General features: G+C 72.7%; 17 protein-coding genes and 3 pseudogenes. 11 read left to right on the top strand and 9 right to left on the bottom strand.

Translation table 11 applies throughout. The features are described from left to right. Together AB0M28_RS34820 and AB0M28_RS34815 are read left to right on the top strand one after the other, a co-directional pair. On the top strand, window positions 1-878 hold an 878-nt coding region (locus AB0M28_RS34820), incomplete at its 5' end, for a cytochrome ubiquinol oxidase subunit I (protein WP_365413822.1). Window positions 879-904: 26 nt separating this feature from the next. Continuing rightward, window positions 905-1,812: pseudogene (locus AB0M28_RS34815) on the top strand (cytochrome d ubiquinol oxidase subunit II). A gap of 29 nt (window positions 1,813-1,841) precedes the next feature. Here AB0M28_RS34815 and AB0M28_RS34810 read toward each other — a convergent pair. The 5 genes from AB0M28_RS34810 to AB0M28_RS34790 form a co-directional block, all read right to left on the bottom strand. Then, window positions 1,842-3,662 (bottom strand): glycoside hydrolase family 15 protein, encoded by a 1,821-nt coding sequence (locus AB0M28_RS34810; RefSeq protein WP_365413820.1) that lies wholly within the window; start codon window positions 3,660-3,662, stop codon window positions 1,842-1,844. Between the two features lie 46 nt (window positions 3,663-3,708). Continuing rightward, window positions 3,709-4,344: a DUF1345 domain-containing protein gene (locus AB0M28_RS34805; RefSeq protein WP_365413818.1), complete on the bottom strand. Its 636-nt coding sequence runs from the start codon at window positions 4,342-4,344 to the stop codon at window positions 3,709-3,711. 4 nt (window positions 4,345-4,348) lie between these two features. Next, window positions 4,349-5,152 (bottom strand): family 1 encapsulin nanocompartment shell protein, encoded by an 804-nt coding sequence (locus tag AB0M28_RS34800; protein ID WP_365413816.1) that lies wholly within the window; start codon window positions 5,150-5,152, stop codon window positions 4,349-4,351. After that, complete coding sequence (locus AB0M28_RS34795) at window positions 5,149-6,189, bottom strand: Dyp-type peroxidase (protein ID WP_365413814.1); 1,041 nt, start codon at window positions 6,187-6,189, stop codon at window positions 5,149-5,151. The genes AB0M28_RS34800 and AB0M28_RS34795 overlap by 4 nt, the downstream gene beginning before the upstream one ends. A 94-nt stretch (window positions 6,190-6,283) precedes the next feature. Then, window positions 6,284-6,577 carry a DUF1905 domain-containing protein gene (locus AB0M28_RS34790; protein WP_365413812.1) on the bottom strand — a complete coding sequence of 98 codons (294 nt, stop codon included), beginning with the start codon at window positions 6,575-6,577 and terminating at the stop codon, window positions 6,284-6,286. Between the two features lie 177 nt (window positions 6,578-6,754). Between AB0M28_RS34790 and AB0M28_RS34785 the strand changes: the two genes are divergently transcribed. Next, the gene (locus AB0M28_RS34785; protein ID WP_365413810.1) at window positions 6,755-7,702 is read left to right on the top strand and encodes an adenosine kinase; all 948 of its coding nucleotides are present in this window, start codon (window positions 6,755-6,757) and stop codon (window positions 7,700-7,702) included. A 7-nt stretch (window positions 7,703-7,709) separates the two neighbouring features. On the opposite strand, the gene AB0M28_RS34780 is transcribed toward AB0M28_RS34785, so the two are convergent. Continuing rightward, window positions 7,710-8,759, bottom strand: coding sequence for a TIGR03617 family F420-dependent LLM class oxidoreductase (locus AB0M28_RS34780; protein ID WP_365413808.1), 1,050 nt, complete (start codon window positions 8,757-8,759; stop codon window positions 7,710-7,712). Window positions 8,760-9,039: 280 nt separating this feature from the next. On the opposite strand from AB0M28_RS34780, the gene AB0M28_RS34775 reads away from it, so the two are divergent. From AB0M28_RS34775 to AB0M28_RS34760, 4 genes are all read left to right on the top strand, one after another. Then, window positions 9,040-9,639: an ankyrin repeat domain-containing protein gene (locus AB0M28_RS34775; RefSeq protein WP_365413806.1), complete on the top strand. Its 600-nt coding sequence runs from the start codon at window positions 9,040-9,042 to the stop codon at window positions 9,637-9,639. Next, on the top strand, window positions 9,636-10,760 hold the full coding sequence (locus tag AB0M28_RS34770; RefSeq protein WP_365413804.1) for a hypothetical protein: 1,125 nt from the start codon (window positions 9,636-9,638) through the stop codon (window positions 10,758-10,760). Before AB0M28_RS34775 ends, AB0M28_RS34770 begins: the two co-directional genes overlap by 4 nt. A gap of 82 nt (window positions 10,761-10,842) precedes the next feature. Next, window positions 10,843-12,762 carry a pentapeptide repeat-containing protein gene (locus tag AB0M28_RS34765; protein WP_365413802.1) on the top strand — a complete coding sequence of 640 codons (1,920 nt, stop codon included), beginning with the start codon at window positions 10,843-10,845 and terminating at the stop codon, window positions 12,760-12,762. Between the two features lie 125 nt (window positions 12,763-12,887). Next, window positions 12,888-13,397, top strand: coding sequence for a MerR family transcriptional regulator (locus AB0M28_RS34760; protein ID WP_365413800.1), 510 nt, complete (start codon window positions 12,888-12,890; stop codon window positions 13,395-13,397). On the opposite strand, the gene AB0M28_RS34755 is transcribed toward AB0M28_RS34760, so the two are convergent. Further along, window positions 13,375-14,214, bottom strand: a complete 840-nt coding sequence (locus AB0M28_RS34755; protein WP_365413798.1) for an SDR family NAD(P)-dependent oxidoreductase — start codon at window positions 14,212-14,214, stop codon at window positions 13,375-13,377. The two genes, AB0M28_RS34760 and AB0M28_RS34755, sit on opposite strands and share 23 nt — an antisense overlap. Before the next feature lie 43 nt (window positions 14,215-14,257). Then, window positions 14,258-15,133 carry an SDR family NAD(P)-dependent oxidoreductase gene (locus AB0M28_RS34750; RefSeq protein WP_365413796.1) on the bottom strand — a complete coding sequence of 292 codons (876 nt, stop codon included), beginning with the start codon at window positions 15,131-15,133 and terminating at the stop codon, window positions 14,258-14,260. A gap of 97 nt (window positions 15,134-15,230) precedes the next feature. Here AB0M28_RS34750 and AB0M28_RS34745 point away from each other — a divergent pair, with 97 nt between their 5' ends. Together AB0M28_RS34745 and AB0M28_RS34740 are read left to right on the top strand one after the other, a co-directional pair. Then, window positions 15,231-15,785, top strand: a complete 555-nt coding sequence (locus AB0M28_RS34745; RefSeq protein WP_365413794.1) for a PadR family transcriptional regulator — start codon at window positions 15,231-15,233, stop codon at window positions 15,783-15,785. Between the two features lie 361 nt (window positions 15,786-16,146). Continuing rightward, window positions 16,147-17,448, top strand: a complete 1,302-nt coding sequence (locus tag AB0M28_RS34740; protein ID WP_365413824.1) for a phosphatase PAP2 family protein — start codon at window positions 16,147-16,149, stop codon at window positions 17,446-17,448. A gap of 20 nt (window positions 17,449-17,468) precedes the next feature. Here AB0M28_RS34740 and AB0M28_RS34735 read toward each other — a convergent pair whose 3' ends face one another. Further along, window positions 17,469-18,584: a sulfite oxidase gene (locus AB0M28_RS34735; protein WP_365413792.1), complete on the bottom strand. Its 1,116-nt coding sequence runs from the start codon at window positions 18,582-18,584 to the stop codon at window positions 17,469-17,471. 122 nt (window positions 18,585-18,706) lie between these two features. Here AB0M28_RS34735 and AB0M28_RS34730 point away from each other — a divergent pair. Both AB0M28_RS34730 and AB0M28_RS34725 read left to right on the top strand, forming a co-directional pair. After that, window positions 18,707-19,855, top strand: a pseudogene (locus tag AB0M28_RS34730) (Gfo/Idh/MocA family oxidoreductase); the annotation flags it as partial. Next, window positions 19,854-19,948, top strand: a pseudogene (locus AB0M28_RS34725) (succinate dehydrogenase/fumarate reductase iron-sulfur subunit); the annotation flags it as partial. The pseudogenes AB0M28_RS34730 and AB0M28_RS34725, both read left to right, overlap by 2 nt.

Raw genomic sequence — 19,948 nt, 5'->3', positions numbered from 1 at the left:
GCCCGGAGTACTGGCACTTCGTGGTCGCGATGGTCCTGACCGCGGGCTACGTCGTGGCCGGGGTGTACGCCACGGGCTGGCTGCGCGGACGGCGCGACCACTACCACCGACTCGGCTTCACGCTGCCGTTCACCGTGGCCGCGATCCTGACGCCCGTGCAGTTCGTGATCGGTGACAGCACCGCGCGCGCGGTCTACCAGAAGCAGCCCGTGAAGTTCGCCGCCACCGAACTCGTCTGGAAGACGGACACCCATGTGCCGGAGTACGTCTTCGGACGGCTCAACAGCGACGGGACGGTCTCCGGGGGCATCAGGATCCCCCAGCTCGACTCCATCCTCGCCGGCTTCACCCCCGGTACCCGGGTCACCGGCCTGACCTCGGTGCCGGCGTCCGACCGGCCGACCGTCGTCCAGGCCACCATCGCCCACTGGGCCTTCGACATCATGGTCACCGTCGGCAGCCTGCTCATCCTGCTGGCCCTGTGGTACGGCTGGTGCCGGCTGCGGCACCGGGACCTGCCGCGCAGCCCCTGGTTCTTCCGCTGCGCCGCCGTGGCCGGGGCCGCGTCCCTGATCACCGTGGAATGCGGGTGGATCACCACCGAAGTGGGCCGGCAGCCGTGGATCGTCTACCAGCAGATGCGGACATCGGAGGCGGTCACCGACACGCGCGCCGAAGCGCTGTGGGCGATGCTCGGCGTCGTCATCGTCGTGTACGTGCTGGTGTTCGCCGCGCTCATCGCGGTCGTGCTGAAGATGCGCACCCGCTGGCGCACCGCCGACGGCCGTGCGCCCGCGGGCCCGGAGGCGGACACGCCCTACGGGCCCCGGGCCGAGCACGCGGCCGAGGCCGCCGCCGGCCCCGGGGACGGTGCGTGACCTTGGCCGACCTCATCGCCTGGGTGATGGTGATCGTCATCGCGGCCTACGTCTGCGGCGGGGGCACCGACTACGGCGCGGGCTTCTGGGACCTGCTGGCCGGCGGCGCGCAACGTGGCGAACGGCCCCGCCGGCTGATCGACCACGCGATGGCTCCGGTCTGGGAGGTCAACAACGTCTGGCTGGTCTTCGCCGTCGTGATCATGTGGACCGGTTTCCCCACCCTGTTCCAGGCCGTCTTCGAGGCGATGTGGCCGTCTGCTCGCTTCTCACGCCCTTCTTCCTGGGAGCGGCCCTCGGCGGTGTCGCCTCCGGCCGGGTCGCGGTCGGGACCACCGCGTCCGCGGACGCCTGGGCGAACGGGACCTCGGTGCTCACGGGTCTGCTGGCGGTGGCGGCCGCCGCGTTCCTCGGGGCGGTCTACCTGTGCTCCGACGCCCGGCGGTTCGGCACGGGCGACCTCGTCGACTACTTCCGGCTCCGCGCACTGCTGGCCTTCGCCGCGATCGTCGTCCTGGCCCTCGTCGCCCTGCCCGTCACGCACGACGACGCGCGGTACGTGTGGGAGGGCCTGACCCGGGGCTGGGGGCTGACGCTGGTGATCCTCGCCGGGCTCTGCGGGCTGGCCACGGTGGCGCTCCTGGTTCGCCGGTCGTACCGCTGGACCCGCTACACCTCGGCGGCGAGCGTGTTCCTCACCGTCATCGCCTGGGGCTGCGCGCAGCGGCCCTACGCGCTGCCGACCTCGCTCACCGTGGCCGACGCCGCGGGGGCGCCGGCCACCCTGAGCTGGCTGGGCATCGTGACGGCGGTCGCGATCGTCCTGGTGGGACCGGCCCTGGTGGTGCTCTACCGGCTCGACACCCTGGGTGAGCTGGAGCCGCTCACGGACTCCGACACGCGGGGGGCCGGCGCGCCGGGGGGCGAGGCGTAGCCGGTCCTCGAGCAGCGGGGGTACGGCGCTCAGCGCTCCCGCTCGCGGTCGAGCGCCTTGTCCAGGGTGACGGCGGCCATGATGAGCGAGAGATGCGTGAACGCCTGCGGGAAGTTGCCCAGTTGCTCGCCGCTCGGTCCCACCTCTTCGGAGAAGAGGCCGACATGGTTGGCGTACGTCTGCATCTTCTCGAAGGTGTACCGGGCGAGCGGCAGCCTGCCGGCCCGCGCCAGCGCGTCGACGTAGAGGAAGGTGCAGAGGCTGAACGTGCCCTCCGCGCCGCGCAGGCCGTCCGGTGAGGCCGCCGGGTCGTAGCGGTAGACGAGGCTGTCGGAGACCAGCTTGCGGTCCATCGCGTCGAGCGTGGACAGCCAGGCCGGATCCCTGGGCGCGACGAAGCGGACCAGAGGCATGAACAGCAGCGAGGCGTCCAGCACGTCGCCGCCGTAGTACTGGACGAAGGCCTTCTCCTTCTCGCTCCAGCCGCGTTCCATCACCTGCTCCAGCACGGCGTCCCGCGCCTTGCGCCACTTGTCCAGATCGGCCGGCCGGCGGTAGTGCTCCGCCAGTTGCATGCCGTGGTCGAGCGCGACCCAGGACATCACCCGGCTGTACGTGAAGTCCCTGCGGCCGCCGCGGGTCTCCCAGATGCCCTCGTCCGGGCGGTCCCAGGAATCGGCGAACCAGTCCAGCATCCTCGCCAGCGCCGTCCACCCGCGGTGGGTCGCCTGCTGGGCGAGCTCACGGCCCTGGGACACCGCGAAGAGCGCCTCGCCGTAGATGTCGAGCTGGAGCTGGTCGGCCGCGCCGTTGCCGATCCGGACGGGGGCGGAGCCGCGGTAACCCTCGAGGTGGTCGAGGGTCTCCTCCGGCAGATGGGGGTCGCCGTCGATCCGGTACATGGTCTGGAGCGGCTCGCCGTCCTGGCCTTCGCGCTCCTTGAGCCGGTCGACCAGCCAGTGCACGAAGGCGGTGGCCTCCTCGACGAAACCGAGGTTCAGCAGGGTCCGCACGGACAGTGAGCCGTCACGCACCCAGGTGAAGCGGTAGTCCCAGTTGCGCTCGCCCCCGACCTGCTCGGGCAGGCCCGTGGTGGCCGCGGCGATCAGCGCGCCGGTCGGAGCGTAGGTGAGCAGCTTCAGCGTGATCACCGAGCGGTGCACCAGCTCGGGCCAGCGGCCCCGGTAGCGGGACTGGGACAGCCACTGGTGCCAGAAGCCGGAGACGTCCTGGAACTGCGCGGCGAGCCAGTCGGTCGTGGGCGGTTCGGGGACCGCGCCCCCGGAGGCGCACACGGTGAACACCGCGCCGGCGGACTCGCCGTCGCGCAGAGTCACCGTGGCGCGTACGTCCTGTCCGTTCCGCTCCAGAGGGAAGGTGGTCTGCAGATGCGCGTCGATGCCCGGCCCCCGGAACACGGCAGTGTCCTTGTCGAGGCCGAGGCTGTGCTCGGCGCGGCCGTAGTCGAAGCGCGGCCGGCAGTCGAGGGCGAACGTGACCGTCCCGCGCACCACGCGCGCCAACCGGATCAGGGTGTGCCGGTCGGTCGCGACGCGCGTGCGGTCCGGGGGCATGAAGTCGACCACCTCGCCCACACCGTCCGGCGACATGAAGCGGGTCACCAGGATGGCCGTGTCGGGGTAGTACAGCTGCTTGCAGGTCCCCTCCGGGTGCTCCGGGGCCAACTGGAAGTAACCGCCCCGGTCGTGGTCGAGCAACGCCGCGAAGATGCTGGGCGAGTCGAAGCGGGGGGCGGCGAACCAGTCCACGACACCCTGCGACGAGACGAGGGCGGCGGTCTGCAGATCGCCCACGAGACCGTGCTCGGAGATGGGGGGATAGCGGTCCATGGTCGCTCCGTGTCTCAGATGTTCATGTCGTGAAGGCTGCCGGGTGTCACCGGCTCACGATGCCGATCAGGAGATTGATGGCGGTGGCCAGGATCCCGGTGCCGAAGACGTACGACAGCATGCAGTGCCGCAGCACGATCGCCCGGAACGGCGTGTCCGACACGTTCGTGTCGGACACCTGGTAGGTCATGCCGAGGTTGTAGCTGAAGTAGAAGAAGTCGGTGTACGACGGCGGGCTGTCGGAGTTGAAGTCGATGCCGCCCACCGGCGCCGTGTAGTACAGGTGCGCGTAGCGCGTGGCGTACATCAGGTGCAGCGCCGCCCAGGCCATGAAGACGCCGGCCAGCGCGGTCGTCGCGTGGGCGATGCTGGCGTGGCCGAGCAGCAGCACGGTCACGATGCCCACCAGCCCGCAGCACGCGACCCCCACCACGACGATCTCCTCGGTGACGGGCCGGAAGTCCTCGCGGCTTGCGTTGTGCCGGGTGGCGGTGGGGTCCATCGGCCACAGGACGATCCAGCCCAGCACGACGAACAGCGCCTGTGTCACCGCGATACCGGCCAGCACACCCAGCGCCGCGTCGGCCACGAGCGCCGCGACCAGGCCGGCGACCGCGCCGGCGACGAGGGAGCCGCCGAGGCGCGTGACGGCCGACAACGGCCGGCGGGAGGGGGTGGCCATGCCCTCAGCCCTGCGGCAGGGCGACGCTCGACTCGCCGGTGAGAGCCAGGAAGGTCAGCGACTCCTGCAGATAGAGCTCGACGCTGTCGGCGTCGTGGGAGAGATAGCCGATCGACAGGTCCTGGCCGAGGTGCAGCTCGTAGTCCCCGCCCCGGGTCGAGAGCAGCAGCGCGCCCTGCAGGGCGGGCGCCCAGATGATCTCGCCGTCGTGCAGCAGCCGGGCGAGGTGGTCGCGGACCGGATAGCCGTGGTCCGTGGTCTCGGCGACGGCCGTGTACGCCTCGGCCGACAGCAGCAGGCTGTACGGGCCGCCGACACCGGCCAGCCGCAGCGCGCTGAGGGCCTGGGCGACCGTGTTGGGCGCCTCCCGGGGGTCCTGCGGCAGGGGCAGCGGTGCGTTGGTGCTGCCCGGCGCCAGGCCGGTGACCCCGGCCGCCTCGGAGCCGTGGAAGACGGTGCGGTCCTCCGCGTAGGCGATGGTCCGCGCGGCGTCCTTCACCGGCTGCCAGTCGGAGTCCCTGGACCCGCGCTCCACGTCGTCCACGGCCTGCCGGCTCACCGTGAAGGGCACCCGCAGCTCGACGACCTCCTGCGCCTCGCGCCGGCGGGCGAGCACGCCCTCGGCCGGGGCCTGGACCGGGTGTACGTGCCCCGTGCCCACGGCGGACAGCTGCGGGCCGGCGGGACCGACCACGTCCACCACCCGGCGGCCGGCGACGTGCAGGCTGAACGTGCGCCGGGCCTCCGCCTCGATCTCGGTCCAGGCGGCGTCGGTGACGGGGGCGAGGTCGCGGTGCAGGTTGTTCATGCGGGGGTGCTCCTTCGCAAACTGCCGATGCCCAGCGAACCGTCCGCCGGTGCGTGCGCGCCGGCGGCGTCCGCATCCGCCGGTGCCTGCGCGCCGGCCGCGTCCGCAGCCGGCGGATCCTCGAGGAAGTCGATGGTGGGTACGAAGAACAGACAGCCGGTCACCGCGGTCGAGAAGTCCAGGATCCGGTCGTGGTTCCCGGCCGGCCGGCCGACGAACATGTTCTGCAGCATCTGCTCGGTCACGCCCGGGTCCGCCGAGTACGCGATGAAGTACGTGCCGAACTCCGCCGAACCGACCGAGCCGAAGACCATGTTGTCCCGGACGATCTGCAGTTGGTCGCCGTCGGCGTCCTCGACCGTGTTGAGCGCGACATGGGAGTTGGAGGGTTTGACGTCGTCGGACAGCTCGATGTCGCTGAGCTTCTTCCGGCCGATCGCCCGCTCCTGCTCCTCGACGCTCAACGCGCCCCAGGCACTGAGGTCGTGCAGGTACTTCTGCACCACGACATAGCTGCTTCCCGCGAAGCCCGGATCCTCCCCGCCCACCGTGACCACGGTCGCGGCCTCGGCGCCCGCCGGGTTCTCCGTGCCGTCGACGAAGCCCAGCAGATCGCGCTCGTCGAAGTACCGGAAGCCGTGCACCTCGTCCACGACGTCGGCGCGGCCGCCCAGCCGTTCCGTGAGCTGGCGGGCCAGCTCGAAGCACAGGTCCAGATGCCGGGCGCGCAGATGGAACAGCAGATCGCCGGGCGTCGCCGGGGCGGTGTGCCGGGCGCCGGCCACCGCGCGGAACGGGTGCAGCCCGGCCGGCCGCGGCGTCCCGTACATCCGGTCCCACAACGCCGCGCCGATGCCGGCCACACAGGTCAGCCCGCCCTCGGGCGAGCGGAACCCCACGGCCCGCGTCAGCCCCCCGACGTCGGCCAGCAGTGCGCGTACGTCGTCCTCCGCGCCCGGCCGCACGGTGAGGACGAGGAAGACCGCCGCCCGGGCGGGCGGGGCCAGCACCTGCTGCGCCTGAGGCTGCCGCGTCATACATCACCCTGCCGAGGTCGGGACCGCCCGCCTCGCCGGGCCGCGCCGGAAACCAGCCTGACACAGCACCGCCCGGCCCGCGCTCCGAGCCTCGTCAGCTCCGCAGGTTGACGGTCATCTCCACGGTCACGCGGTCCCCGGCGCCGAGGTTCTGCGGCTTGCGCACGGCGTTCTTGAGCGGGAGCAGATAGGTGCCGTCCTTGGGGAAGAGCGAGGTCTCGAACGACACCTCGCCGATCCGTGCGGTGACGGGGATGACCCCCCACCCGTACGTCGCCATCGCCGCCACCTCACGGATGTCGGCGGACTCCTCGTCCGGTAGGGGGAGGAAGTAGAAGGGCGAGGGCCCGCGCCATTCGATCACCTCACCGCTGAAGGCGAGTTCCATGGGCCCGGTCCTCTCATCTCGTCCTGTCCGGCAACGCGGTGATCAGCGTACCGGGACCCCCTGACAACGACTCCGGGCCGCCTGCCGGCCGCACTCCGCGACCCGGGTGATCTTGCGGGCGGGGCGCCACGGCTGCTTGACTCGCCCCGCCCCACCGGAAAGGAGCCGACGGCCCTGATGAGCGCCCCTTCGAACGCCTCTACGAACGCCGAGATCGACGTCCTGGTCGTGGGCGGCTGCGGCGTCGACACGATCGTCAACGTGCCCGAACTGCCGCTCCCGTACGCCGACAGCTACATGATCCAGCCGGGTATCGAGACCCGGGCCGGCCACAGCGGCGACTTCGTCGCCCTCGGCACCCACACCCTGGGGCTGCGCACCCACCATCTGGACATGGTCGGCGACGACCACGAGGGCGACCTCGTCCGCGCCCTGCACCGCGAACAGGGCATCGCACTCACCGAGGTGCCGATGCCCGGCGGCACCAAACGCGCGGTGAACCTGGTCGGTCCCGACGGCCGCCGGCTGTCCCTGTACGACACCGGCCGCTTCCGCGACGACGACCGCCTCCCGGAGCGGACGGTCCGCGCCCTGGCCGCCGTCAGCCGACACGTCCACGTCGTCATCACCCACCCCTGCACCCACGCGCTGCCCGCGCTGCGCGAAAGCGGCGCGTCGCTCTCCACCGACCTGCACGACTGGGACGGCGTGAACCCCTACCACGAGCCCTTCGCCCTGGCCGCGGACCTCGTCTTCCTGTCCACCACCGCCCTGACCGACCCCGAGCGGACCATGCGCGACATCGCCGCGCGCGGCCGGGCGAGCGTCGTCGTCGCCACCGCCGGGGCGGACGGCGCCTGGCTGCTGGCCGACGGCGAGCTGACGCACGTGCCCGTGGCCGAACCCCCGGCCCCGGTGGTCGACTCCAACGGCGCGGGCGACGCCTTCGCGGCGGGCTTCCTCTTCGGCCGGCTGCAGGGCGCGGACCCCGCGCGGTGCGCGCGGATGGGCGCGGTGGCCGGCGCGTACGCCTGCACCGTGCCGGCGACCCGGGCCGACGCCATCGGCCGCGCCGAACTCGTCGCCCGAGCGGCCGAGGAGATCCCGGCCCTCGGCGACACCTGAGCGTGCCTCACTCCAGGTCGCGCACCGCCGCCAGCACGTCCATCGCCAACGACGGGTCCGCCCCGTCGGGCGGGCTGACCGCCAGCCGGTCCACCAGCCCGGCGTAACGGCGGTGGATCTCCCGGGCCGCATCCTCGGGGGTTCCCGCGACGGCGAAGGTGTCGAACACCTCGTCGTCGACGGCCTCGCCCATCTCCTGCCACCGCCCGCGCACCGACAGCCGGTGCAGCTCGTCGTGCAGATCGCCCCAGCCGTGGGTCTCGAGCACCGGCCGGTACGCGGGCGTGGAGGCGTAGAAGGCGATGCGCTCCCGTACGGCGGCCACGTTCGCGCGCAGCTCCTCCTCCGTACGGCCGACGGCCGTGAACACGTTGCCGACCACCTCGAAGGGCCGCCGCGTCCACTGCGCCCCCGCGGCCTCCGCCTCGGCCCGCGCCTGGCGGACGCCCGGGAGGACGCGGCGGCCGAGGTACTCCACGGACGTGAAGACGTGGCTGATGAACCCGTCGGCGACCGCCCCCGCGGCGGCGGTCATCATCGGGCCGACGCCGGCCAGCAGGATCGGCGGCGGCCCGGACGCGACCCGCCCCGGCGTGAACACGGGCGTCATCAGGGTGTGCGCGTAGAAGTCGCCGCGGAAGACGAGCCGGTCACCGGTCTGCCAGCTGTGCCAGATCGCCCGCACGGCGTGCACGTACTCCCGCATCCGCGCCGCGGGCCGGCTCCACGGCATCCCGAAACGCCGTACGACGTGCGGCTTGACCTGCGAACCCAGCCCGACGACAGCCCGCCCGCCGGATGCCTCGTGCACTCCCCACGCCTCGTACGCCAGCGTCATGGGCGTACGGGCGAAGGCGATCGCGACACCGGTGGCCAGCTCGAGGGAGCGGGTCGCGTCGGCGGCCCGGGCGAGCTGGACGAACGGGTCGTACGCGGTCTCGGAGACCACCAGCCGCTCCATGCCCCGGCGCTCGGCCTCCCGGGCCGTCGCGAGGATGGTGTCCGGCCGTCCGGGCGCGGAGACGCTCAGCCGCAGGGGCCGGTGGGCAGAGGTCATCAGGAGGTCTCCCGTCGAGGTCGGGCCCGGGTGCGCGATGCCGGTCGCACGATACGGGGAGGGCCGCGCGGCCCGTACGGCGGCTCGCCCGTCCCTACCATGGGGCGGCGATCTCGACGTCGTCCGATCGGCTGACCCCGCCGTCGTCCGTTCCGCCACCCGCGTCCAGCCACAACGCCGACGGGCGCGACCCGCGCCCGGGGACAGGATGGAGGACAGGGCGGAGTGGGTGAGCCGCCCGGACCGAGCATCCGTGTCCGCGACGCACGAGGAGTACCCGATGACGACCCCCGCCGACCGCGCCCTGCTGACCGCCGCCGACACCGGCGACCTGGACGCCGTCCGCGCCGCCCTCGACGCGGGCGCGGACACCGAGGTCCGCGACGCCCGCCGCCGTACCCCGCTGCTGCTGGCCGCGCTGGGGGACCACGTCGCCGCGGCCGGGGCCCTCGTCGACGCCGGTGCGGACGTCAACGCCGCCGACGAGCGCGACGACAGCCCCTGGCTGGTCACCGGGGTCACCGGCAGCGTGGCCATGATGCGCGTGCTGCTGCCGGGCGGGCCCGACCTCAAACAGGTCAACCGGTTCGGCGGCATCTCCCTCATCCCCGCCTCCGAGCGCGGCCACGTGGACTACGTACGCGCCCTGCTGCGGGAGACCGACACCGACGTCGACCACGTCAACCGGCTCGGCTGGACCGCCCTGCTGGAAGCGGTGATCCTGGGCGACGGCGGCCGCGCCCACCAGGAGATCGTCGAACTCCTGCTGACCGCCGGGGCCACGCCCGGGATCCCGGACTTCGAGGGCGTCACCGCCCTCGCGCACGCCGAGCGGCGCGGTTTCACGGAGATGGCCGGACTGCTGAGGGCCGTCCGGTGAAGCGCCCTCTCCTCGGCCTCGCGGCGGCGGCCGCCCTGCTGGCCGGCTGCTCGACAACCGAGGCGCGCACGACGGCGCCAGCGGATCCGGCGCCGGTGAAGTCCGCTCCGTCGGAGGTCGCCTCTCCGGAGAACGCCACCACCCCCGAAGGCACCCTCCTGGTCGCCGACTTCGGCTCCGACACGGTCACCTTCGTCGACCCCGACCGCGGCCCCGTCGACTCCGTGCGGGCCGGTGCGGCCCCGTACGGCCTGGTGGTGGACGACCAGGGACGCGCCTGGGTCGCCACCGCCGAGGGCGTCGCGGTCGTCGACACCGCCGCACGCGAACGCGTCGCCCTCATCCCGTACCGGACGAAGAACCTCGGCCCCGTCACCGACGGCGAGTACCGCGGCGGCGGCATGGGCATCGCCCTGGCTCCCGACGGCCGGCACGTCTACGTCGGCGTCAACGTCCCGTCCGGCAACGGCACCCTGGAGACCATCGACACCGCCACCCGCCAGGTCACGGACACGGCGCCCGTCGGCCGCCGCCCCTTCGACGTGGACGTCGCCCGCGACGGCAGCGAGGTCTACGCCACCGGGCACGACTCCTTCGACGTGACGGTCGTGCCCACCGGCAAGGGCGGCACCCCCCGCCGTATCGAGGTCGCCCCGTACGGCACCGAGGGCGGCCTCGGCTCCTGGCTCAAACCGCACTACGCGGCGGTACGCCCCTCCGACGGCCGTCTGCTGCTGCCCTTCGAGGGCGAGCGCCTGGTCGTCGTCGACCCGGCCACGGGCCGTTCCGCGATCGAGCCGATGACGGCCAACACCCACCAGCACGGCGCCACGGTCACCCCCGACGGCACCCTCCTGGTCGTCGGTACGGGTCCCATCGACGCCTCCGCCGACGAGGGCGCCTCGCTGACCGTACGCACGAAGGACGGCGAGGAAACGGTGATCCCTCTCGACGGCCCCCACGAGGACGTCTCCGTCTCCGCGGACGGCCGCACCGCCTACGTCACCGGCGGCTTCACCCGCGACGGCTACTGGAACGGCCTGACGGTGGTCGACCTCGACACGGAGCAGACCACCCGGCTCAAGGCAGGCGAACGGCCGCTGGGCATCGCGGTGTTGTGAGGGGGCGGCAAACCGCCGTGCCCCGCAGGTGAGTTGGGGCAACCCGCCGCCATCGGCCGTACGCATCTGCTGTGATCTCTGTGTGCTGAGGACCGAACGGCCCGAGTGGGACCACTGCGGCGACGGAGCCGGCCCCGACGACCCGATCGGCTGCCGCGGCCGAAGCGCCGCCCCGCACCGCGCCTGCCTGGCACACCTGACCGAACCCGACCTCCTGACGCACCTGGACACGCTGGGACCCGGGAGCCGGATCGACTACCGCGGCACGCGGGTGGACGGGGCCCGGTTGCGTCGGGTGCTGGACGCCCTGCTGGACCCGGAGAGCCGGGAACGGCGCGCCGGAATGGCGCTCTTCGACGAGGCCGCCTTCCCCGACTCCGCCTCCTTCGGAGGCGTCGGCTTCACCGAAGAGGCGTCCTTCCAGGGCGCCACCTTCCTCTCGGACTCGTGGTTCGGCAACGCCGTCTTCCACGGGTCCGCCATGTTCGGCGGGGCGACGTTCACCCACGACGCCGGGTTCGACCGGGCCGTGTTCACGGGGTCGGCGACCTTCAGCGACGCCACGTTCGTCGCCGGTGCCGGGTTCCACGGGGCTGAGTTCCGCGGGGTGGGCTGGTTCGACCGGACGGTGTTCTCCGACACCGCGTGGTTCCGGCGGGCGGCGTTCGCGAAGGACTGCTGGTTCCGCGCCGCGATCTTCGCCGCGACCTGCGGCTTCAACGACGTCCGCTTCGACGGCGACGCCTGGTTCCGGGACGCGAGGTTCTTCGGGCACGCCGGGTTCAGCACCGCGGCGTTCGCCGCCGACGCGTGGTTCGACGCGGCGGAGTTCCACAACACGGCCTGGTTCGGCATGGCCTCCTTCGCCCACCACGCGGGCTTCGACGGCGTGGTGTTCCGGCGGACGGCCTGGTTCGACAGCGCGGTCTTCGACGCGACGGCCCATCTCGGCCCGCTGGTCTGCAAGGGGACCCTGGACATCTCCGAGGCGGTCTTCGGCGTCCCGATCACGATCCAGGCCGCCGCACTCCAGGTGCGCTGCGTCCGCACCCGCTTCAACTCCACCGGCTCCCTGCGCCTGCGTTACGCCGAGGTGGAACTGCGTGACGCCGTCGTCGAGTACCCGCTCAGCGTCACCCACCGCTCCGTCCCGTTCAGCCCGCGCGCGAAGCCCGAGCTGGACGAGTCGCCGCTGGGCGACGCGGACCCCGGAGTGCGGATCGCCTCCCTGTACGGGATGGACGCGGCCCACCTCGTCCTCACCAACGTGGACCTGTCCCGGTGCCGCTTCGTCGGCACGATCCACCTGGACCGGCTGAGCCTGGAAGGGCGCTGCACCTTCCTCACCACCCGCTCGACGGTCCGCTCCGTACTCCCCGTCACCCAACGGCGCGTCATCGCCGAGGAAGTACGCTGGCGCACCGAGCGGTCCGGCCCGACGCCCCCCGCCGCGACGTCCGGCGTGATGCCGCCGGGACCGGAGTCCCTCGGCCCCCTCTACCGCCAGCTGCGCAAGTCCCTCGAAGACGGCAAGAACGAACCGGGCGCGGCCGACTTCTACTACGGCGAGATGGAGATGCGCCGCCACGACCGCAAGGACACCCCGCTCGGCGAACGCGCCCTGCTGTGGCTGTACTGGGCGGTCTCCGGCTACGGCCTGCGCGCCACCCGCGCCCTGGCCTGGCTCGGCGCGGCGATGACGGCCACGATCCTGCTCCTGCTGGGCTTCGGCCTGCCCGACACCCCCGCCGAGCCCTACCCGGCGGACGCCGGCGTGATCGGCGCCCAGGACCCCGCACTGCGCCGCCCCTTCACCGAACGCTTCACCCCCGCCCGCGCACAGAAAGCGGCGGACGTCGTCATCAACTCGGTGGTCTTCCGCTCCAGCGGCCAGGACCTCACCACCCCCGGCCGCTACATCGAGATGACCTCCCGACTCACCGAACCCATCCTCCTGGGCCTGGCAGCCCTGGCCGTCCGAGGCCGCATCAAGCGCGGCTGAGGAACCCGCCGCGCGGCGGGACTCATCCAGACGGCCCGCGCTTGCCTTCGAGCGCGCTCGAAACCCTAGCGTTGCCCGCATGACGACAGAATCCACCGACCGCCCCCGCGATCTAGGCTGGCTGTATGGCGACCGATGACCTGATGACGAGGGCACTCGACGCGCTCGGCGACGACGGACCGCTCTCGGCGGAGGCGATCCACCGGCTCACCGACCTGGCCGACGTGCCCGAGGCTATGACGATCGCCGAGGCCGCGGAGCTGCTGGACGTGTCCGCCCACACGCTGCGCTACTACGAGCGGGCGGGGCTGGTCGAGGTGGCCCGCGACGGCAACGGCCACCGCGTGTACGACGCCGCGGCCGTGCGGCGGCTGGTGTTCCTCACCCGGATGCGGCTGTCCGGCATGCCGATGCGCGACCTGCAGCACTACGTCTCGCTCGTCGACGCCGGCCGCCACACCGTGCCCGAACGCCTCGACATGCTGATCGAGCACCGCGACACCATCCGCCGCCGCATCCGCGAGCTGACCCTGTCCCTGGCGGCCACGGAATTCAAGATCGCCACCTACGGCGGCGACACGGCCCCGGACGCGGAGCCCCCCGCCGCGCCTCCTAGCGAGACCCCACCTGCGTGAACGGCCCGCGCACCTCCTCGGTGACCGCCCACAGCCGGCGCGCCGCCGCGGTGTCGCGGGAGCGGGGTGAGGAGGGCACCGGGGCGAACCGGTTGTAGTAGCGGCCGGCGGACACCGTCCCCGTGGCCAGGCGCACCACGGGTTCCGCGCCGCGCCGGGCGGACAGTGCGAAGGCGTGGACGAGCCGCACCTGGAGCGAGGGGAAGTCGCGGCCCAGGCGGGTGCGGACCAGTCCGGGGTGCACGGCCACGACGGTCAGCTCGGGGTGGCGCGCCTGCAGTTCGTACGAGAACAGCAGGTTGGCGAGCTTGCTGCGGCTGTACGCCATGAACGGGTCGTAGCCGCGCTCGCTGTCGAGGTCGTCGAAGTCCAGGGCGACCTCGCCGCTGCCGCGCATCGGGCTGCGGTGACCCTCGGAGTTGACGTTCACGATCCGCCCTTCGCCGCGGCGCAGCAGCGGCAGCACCCGGCTCGTGGTCGAGAACGGGGCGAGGTGGTGCACGGCGAGGTTCAGCTCGTGCCCCTCGGCGGTGACCGTGCGGGTGGGCCGCATGACGCCCGCGTTGTTGACCAGGGTGTCGATCCGGTCGGTGGCCGCTGACACCTGGCGCGCCAGCTCGTCGACGCCCGCGGCGGTGGCCACGTCGGCGCCGATCACGTGCGCCCGGGGCAGCTCGCGGGCCAGGTCCCGGACCCGTCGGGGATCGCGTCCGGCGAGGATCAGCCGGTGGCCGTCGGCGGCCAGCCGCACGGCGGCCTGGCGCCCGAGCCCCGAGGTCGCGCCGACCAGGACGATGGTGCGCGGTCCTGCGCCCATCAGACCACCGCCCCGGCGCCCATCACATCGCTCCCCACCCTCATCAGACCGCCGCCCCCGGCGTCACCTTGCGCAGCCCGAAGCTGCCCGCGATCAGCCGCTCGCGCACCCCCGCGGGCAGCCGGGCCAGGGTCCGCAGGGCGCGGGCGTCGGAGCCGGCCACGTAGCGCCGCTTGGGGCTGCGGGCTTCCGCCGCCGTGGCGATGGCCTTGACGACCCGCTCGACGGGCCCGTTCTTCTGCTTGGCCATCACCTCGGCGAACGCCGCCAGATGCCCCGCGTACAGGGCGCGCCGGCCCGGGTCGGCGACTCCGGCCGCCGTCTTCGCCGCCGCTTCCGCCGCCGCGAAGATCGGTGTCTCGGTGGCGCCCGGTTCCACCACGATCACCGGGATGCCCCAGGCCGCGAGCTCCAGTCGCTGGGCGTCCGACAGGGCGGCCAGCGCCGCCTTGCTGGCGGAGATCGGTGCCAGCAGGGGGAGCGGCATACGGGCGGTCGCCGCGCTGACGTTGATCACCCGGCCGCCTCCCGCGCGCAGCAGCGGGAGGAACGCCTGGGTCACGTAGGCCGGGCCCAGGGTGTTCACCTCGAACTGGCGCCGGAGTTCGGCCGGCGGAACCAGCTCCAGCGGACCCTGCACGATCACGCCGGCGTTGTTGATCACGGCGTGCAGTCCGTGCGCCGCGGCCGGGTGCCGGCCCACCTGTGCGGCGGCGTCCTCGACGCTGCCGGGGTCCGTGACGTCGACCGGCACCGGCACGACGTGCGGCAGGTCGTCCAGCGCGCCGCGGTTGCGGCGCACGCCGGCGAAGACCGTGAAGCCGCGCCGCGTCAGCTCGCGGGCCAGCGCCTCCCCGATGCCGCCGGCCGCTCCGGTCAGAAAGATCCCCCGCCGCGCGCCGCGTCCGTTCTCACCCATCTTGACCTCTCAGCCTCTACATGTCTCTTCTTACATGTCAGTCTGTATAGGTAGGGAGTGCGTGTCAAGCTGTATCCCGGACAAGGGAAGGAGCCGCATGTCACTGCGTCACGGCGTTCTGGGACTGCTCGCCGAAGGCCCCGCCAGCGGCTATGACCTGGCCCAGCGTTTCCAGGAGGTCCTCGGGGCCGTCTGGCCGGCCAAGCACCCGCAGATCTACGCCGAACTGGCCCGGCTCGCCGACACCGGGCTGATCGAGGTCGACAGCGAGGGACCGCGCGGCCGCAAGGCCTACCGGATCACCCCGGCCGGCCTGGCCGAGGTGCGCCAGTGGCTCAGCGAGGGCGAGGTCGACCACACGGTGCGGCTGCAGCCGCTGCTGCGGTCGTTCTTCTTCTGGCTGATGGAGCCGGAGGACCTGAGGCGCCACCTCGAGCAGGAGGCCCGGTTCTTCTCTGCGGCGGCCGAGCAGTACCGCACGTACGCGGCCGCCAAGGACCGCGGCGACTTCGGCGACAGCGCGCAGACCCAGTCGATGCGCGTCGCCATCGAGGCGGGCGTCCGCCTCTACCAGGCCCTCGCCGACTGGGCGCAGTGGGCGCAGACGGTGCCCCCGGCGGCACCGAAGGAAGGCGCCGCCGCCGAGCAGTGAAGGCGCCGCTGCCGAGCGGTAGCGGTCGCGTGCCTTGTCCGCTCCCCACCCCCGCCCGGCCGATCTTTGTGATGTCTTCCCACTGGTCATAGAGGCCAACGCCGGGGCACACTGTCGCGACCGGCGACTGAAGAGGGGGTAACGGGATGGATCTGGACGCCGAGTCCGGCAGGAAACCACCCGTCTGAACGAGCAGGAAGCCACCCGTCAGCCCGGGCTCCACATCCGTCCTTCACTAGAAACCCATGTCATCTAGCCAGAAGGGTGAGCCGAACCGCCAAAGCGAACCAAAAACACCATGCTGCAGAAAACCACGCCTTCCCGAGCAAACCGCGCACCTGCCACCCGGCGCCGCCCCACACTGCTGTGGGCCGCGGCCGGCGCGGCGGTCCTGGTGTTCCTCCTCGCCCTGGAAGTCGCCGCACGCCGCTACGGGGAGCCGGGACCGCTCACGGTCCAGGCGCAGGAGCTGATCTTCGCCCCGCACTCGGGCCCCCTGCTGTACGGCGGACTCGCGCTCGCGATGGTGGTCCTCAGCTGGCGCGGGCGGTTGCTCGCCGCCGGCATCGCCGTCGGCATCGACCTCGTCTTCCTGCTCGTGCGCTGGGCGGTCGGAGCCGAGCTGAACTTCGGCAACGGCGCCCTGTGGGTGATCCTCGGTCTTGCCGCCCTCGCCCTCACCCGCCGTACCGGAGCCGAACGCCTCCTGCTACTCAAGGGCTCCGGACTGGGCCTGCTGCTGATAGCCGGCCACAAGACCGGCGACACCTGGCTGCTCATCACCTCCAAGACCCGCCCGATGGTGCTCGACGCGTACGTGGCGAGAGCCGACCACGCGCTGGGCGACCCGTCCTGGGTCGCGGGCCGCATCGTCGAGGCGACCAGCCCCGTCAGCTCCCACGTCCTGGCGGCCGTCTACGGCCAGCTACCCCTGGCCGCCGCCCTCTTCGCGCTCTACCAGCTCCGCCACGTCGCCGCCGAACGCCGCTTCCCGGCCCACCACCTGGTGCGCACCTTCCTGGCCATCGGACTGATCGGCCCGGCCGTCTACATGATCTTCCCGGTCGTCGGACCGGTCTTCGCCTACGGCCCCGACGGCGGCCCGTGGGCGGCGGCCGACCTGTGGCCGCACACGGTCCCGCCGATCGGCACGCCGCACCCGTTCCCGTTCGACGAGATCACCCCCCGCAACTGCATGCCCAGCCTGCACACCGCCTGGGCGACCACGCTGTTCATCCACTCGCGCAAGGCTTCGCGGCCCATGCGCTGGGCGGGCACGTTCTGGCTGGTCGGCACCCTGTCCGCGACGCTGGGCTTCGGCTACCACTACGGCGCCGACCTCGTCGCCGGCGTGGTGTTCGCCGTCACCGTCGACGCGGGGATGCGTCTGCTCGGCCGCGGCCGGGACTGGTCCGGGATCCGGCTGATCGGCTACGGAACCGCCGTCTTCGCCGTGCTCGTGTCCTCGTACCGCTACCTGCCGACGCAGCTGGCCGCCCATCCGTGGATATCCGGCCCGCTGCTGATCCTGGCGATGGCGTCGGTGGTCTACGGCTACGCACGGACCACCGCGCGATGGGACCGGACCCCCGGCGAGGACCCCGCCCCGCCGGCCGCCGCCGCGCAGCCCCAGCCGTCGGAGACACCCGCCGCGGCCCGCTGACGCCCGCCGGCGGGGCACTTCTACTCGTCCAGGCACACCACCGGCACCCGCTGGACGAGGTTGTTCCCGAACCCGCCCCGGTTCCACGGCTGCTCGACCGGCTGCGAGTGCCCCGCCGCGTCCGAGGCCCGCACGCTCAGGACGTACGACCCGGGCGTGGCCTCCCATCGCGCGCTCCACGGCCGCCACGCCCACGGATGGGGCCCGCCGGGGCCGAGCTCCGCCGTGCGCCAGTGGCGTCCGTCGTCCTCGCTCACCTCGACGCCGGTCACCGGCCCGTACCCCGACCAGGCCCGCCCGGTCAGCTCCACGGGGCCGGGCCGTACCACCCGGGCGCGTGACATGAAGTCGGGGAAGCCGGGCGGGACGAGCAGCGCCCGCGGTGCCATCCGCGTGACCGGCGTGCCGGGGTCGTCGGGGTCCGACCGGAAGCGGTAGGCGACCGTGTGCTGGAAGCCCTCGAACGGCGCGTCCACCAGTCGGATGTCACGCAGCCACTTCACGTGCGCCATCCCGTACCACCCGGGTACGACGAGCCGCACCGGACAGCCGTGCTGCGGCGGCAGCGGCGCGCCGTTCATCGCGTACGCGACGAGCACCGGCGGATCCTCACCGAGCGCCGCGCCGACCGGCAGCGCCCGCTGGTAGTCCTGCTCGACGCCGCGTTCCACGCCGTGGTCGGCGCCCGTGAAGACGGCCTCCACGGCGTCCGCCTCGACGCCGGCCTCCGCGAGCAGCGTCCGCAGCGGCACCCCGGTCCACTCGGCGGTGCCCACCGCCTCGACCAGCCACGGCTGGCTGACCGGCCGGGGCGTCAGCCGGGCCCGCCCGTTGCCGGCGCACTCCATCGTCACGCGCACCGTGACGGGCGGGTACGCCCGCAGCCGCTCCATGTCCAGGGTGAGGGGTTGCCGTACCCGGCCGGACACGGTCAGCTCCCACCCCTCACCGTCGGCGTACGGGATGTCGTAGTGGACCAGCACGTAGTGCAGCCCCGCCGGTGTCACGTCGTAGCGCAGCGCCTCCAGCGGCAGCCCGTGATTGCGCGCCGCGAGCGCGAGTTCCTCCGCGCTGATGCCCTCATCGGGCCCGGCGACCCGCCCGGGTCCGCTGACCTCGTCGATCCGAGTGCCCATGCCCCCATTGTGAGCCGGTACGGCCCGCCCGTCACCCGGATGGTGTCCGCGGGCGCACCGGTGGGTACGGAGGGGCAGGGCCCACAGCCCGCGTACCCGCGAGTCCCACCCGAAAGGAACCCATGCCCTTCTCCCTCGGCATCGTCGGGGCCGGCCAGTTCGCCGGCCATTTCGCCAAGCTCTTCCAGCTCCACCCGGGCGTCGGCGCGATCTGCGTGACGGACCTGCTGCCTGAGCGGGCCGAACGGCTCGTCGGCGAGCAGCGGTTGACCGGCGGCACGCACCCGTCCTTCGAGGCGATGCTCGCCTCCGACGTCGACGCCGTCGCGCTGTTCACGCAGCGCTGGACGCACGGTCCGCTCGCGGTGCAGGCGCTGCGGGCGGGCAAGCACGTCTATTCGGCCGTTCCGATGGCGATATCGCAGGAGGAGATCGCCGCGATCATCGAGGCGGTCCGCGAGACCGGCCTGACGTACATGATGGGGGAGACCAGCCACTACAACCCGGCCGTCGTCTACGCCCGCGAGAAGGCCGCGGAGCATGCCTTCGGCCGGCTGTTCCACGCCGAGGGCGACTACGTCCACGACATGGACCTGGGCTTCTACGCGGCGTACCAGTACAGCGGCGGCGAGGGGTGGAAGGCCACCGCGAGCTACCCTCCGCTGCTCTACCCGACGCACTCGGTGGGCGGCGTGCTGGGCGCCTGGCGGACGCACGCGGTGAGCGTCAGCGCGCTGGGGGTGCGCGACGACCGTGGCGACGGCGTCTTCGACCGTACGGTCAGCCAGTTCGACAACGACGTCTCCAACGCCACGGCGCTGTTCGAGACGGCGGACGGCGGCTCGTTCCGGATCAACGAGTTCCGCCGGGTCGGCTACCCCTCGCACCTCCGCGAGTCCCGCTTCCGCTTCTTCGGTACGGAGGGCAGCTTCGAGCAACTCGCCACGGTGAGCCTCTGGCAGGACAAGAAGGGGGTCCACGACGTCTCGGACCACCTCCGGGCGCTGCCCACGCTTCCGGCCGACGACCCCTCCCTGGCCGACGTGGCACCGGAGCTGCGCGACGCGTTCGTCTCCGGTACGGCCCCGGTCCACGACCGCTCGCGCCTGCCCGAGGAGTTCGCGCACGCGCCCAACGGGCACGAGGGCAGCCACCACTTCCTGGTCGACGACTTCGTCCAGGCGGTGGAGCACGACACGCTGCCCCCGGTGAACGCCTGGACCGCGGCCCGCTACACCCTCCCCGGCGTCATGGCCCATGCCTCGGCCCGTGTTCGACCCCGAGGAGACCATCACGGTCACCCCGCTGCGGGCGTTCCCGGTGATCCGCGACCTGGTGACGGACGTGGGCTTCAACTACGCCAA

Source organism: Streptomyces sp. NPDC051940 (genome assembly GCF_040680895.1).
Taxonomy (GTDB): Bacteria; Actinomycetota; Actinomycetes; order Streptomycetales; family Streptomycetaceae; genus Streptomyces.
This window is presented reverse-complemented; position numbering and strand designations above follow the sequence as displayed.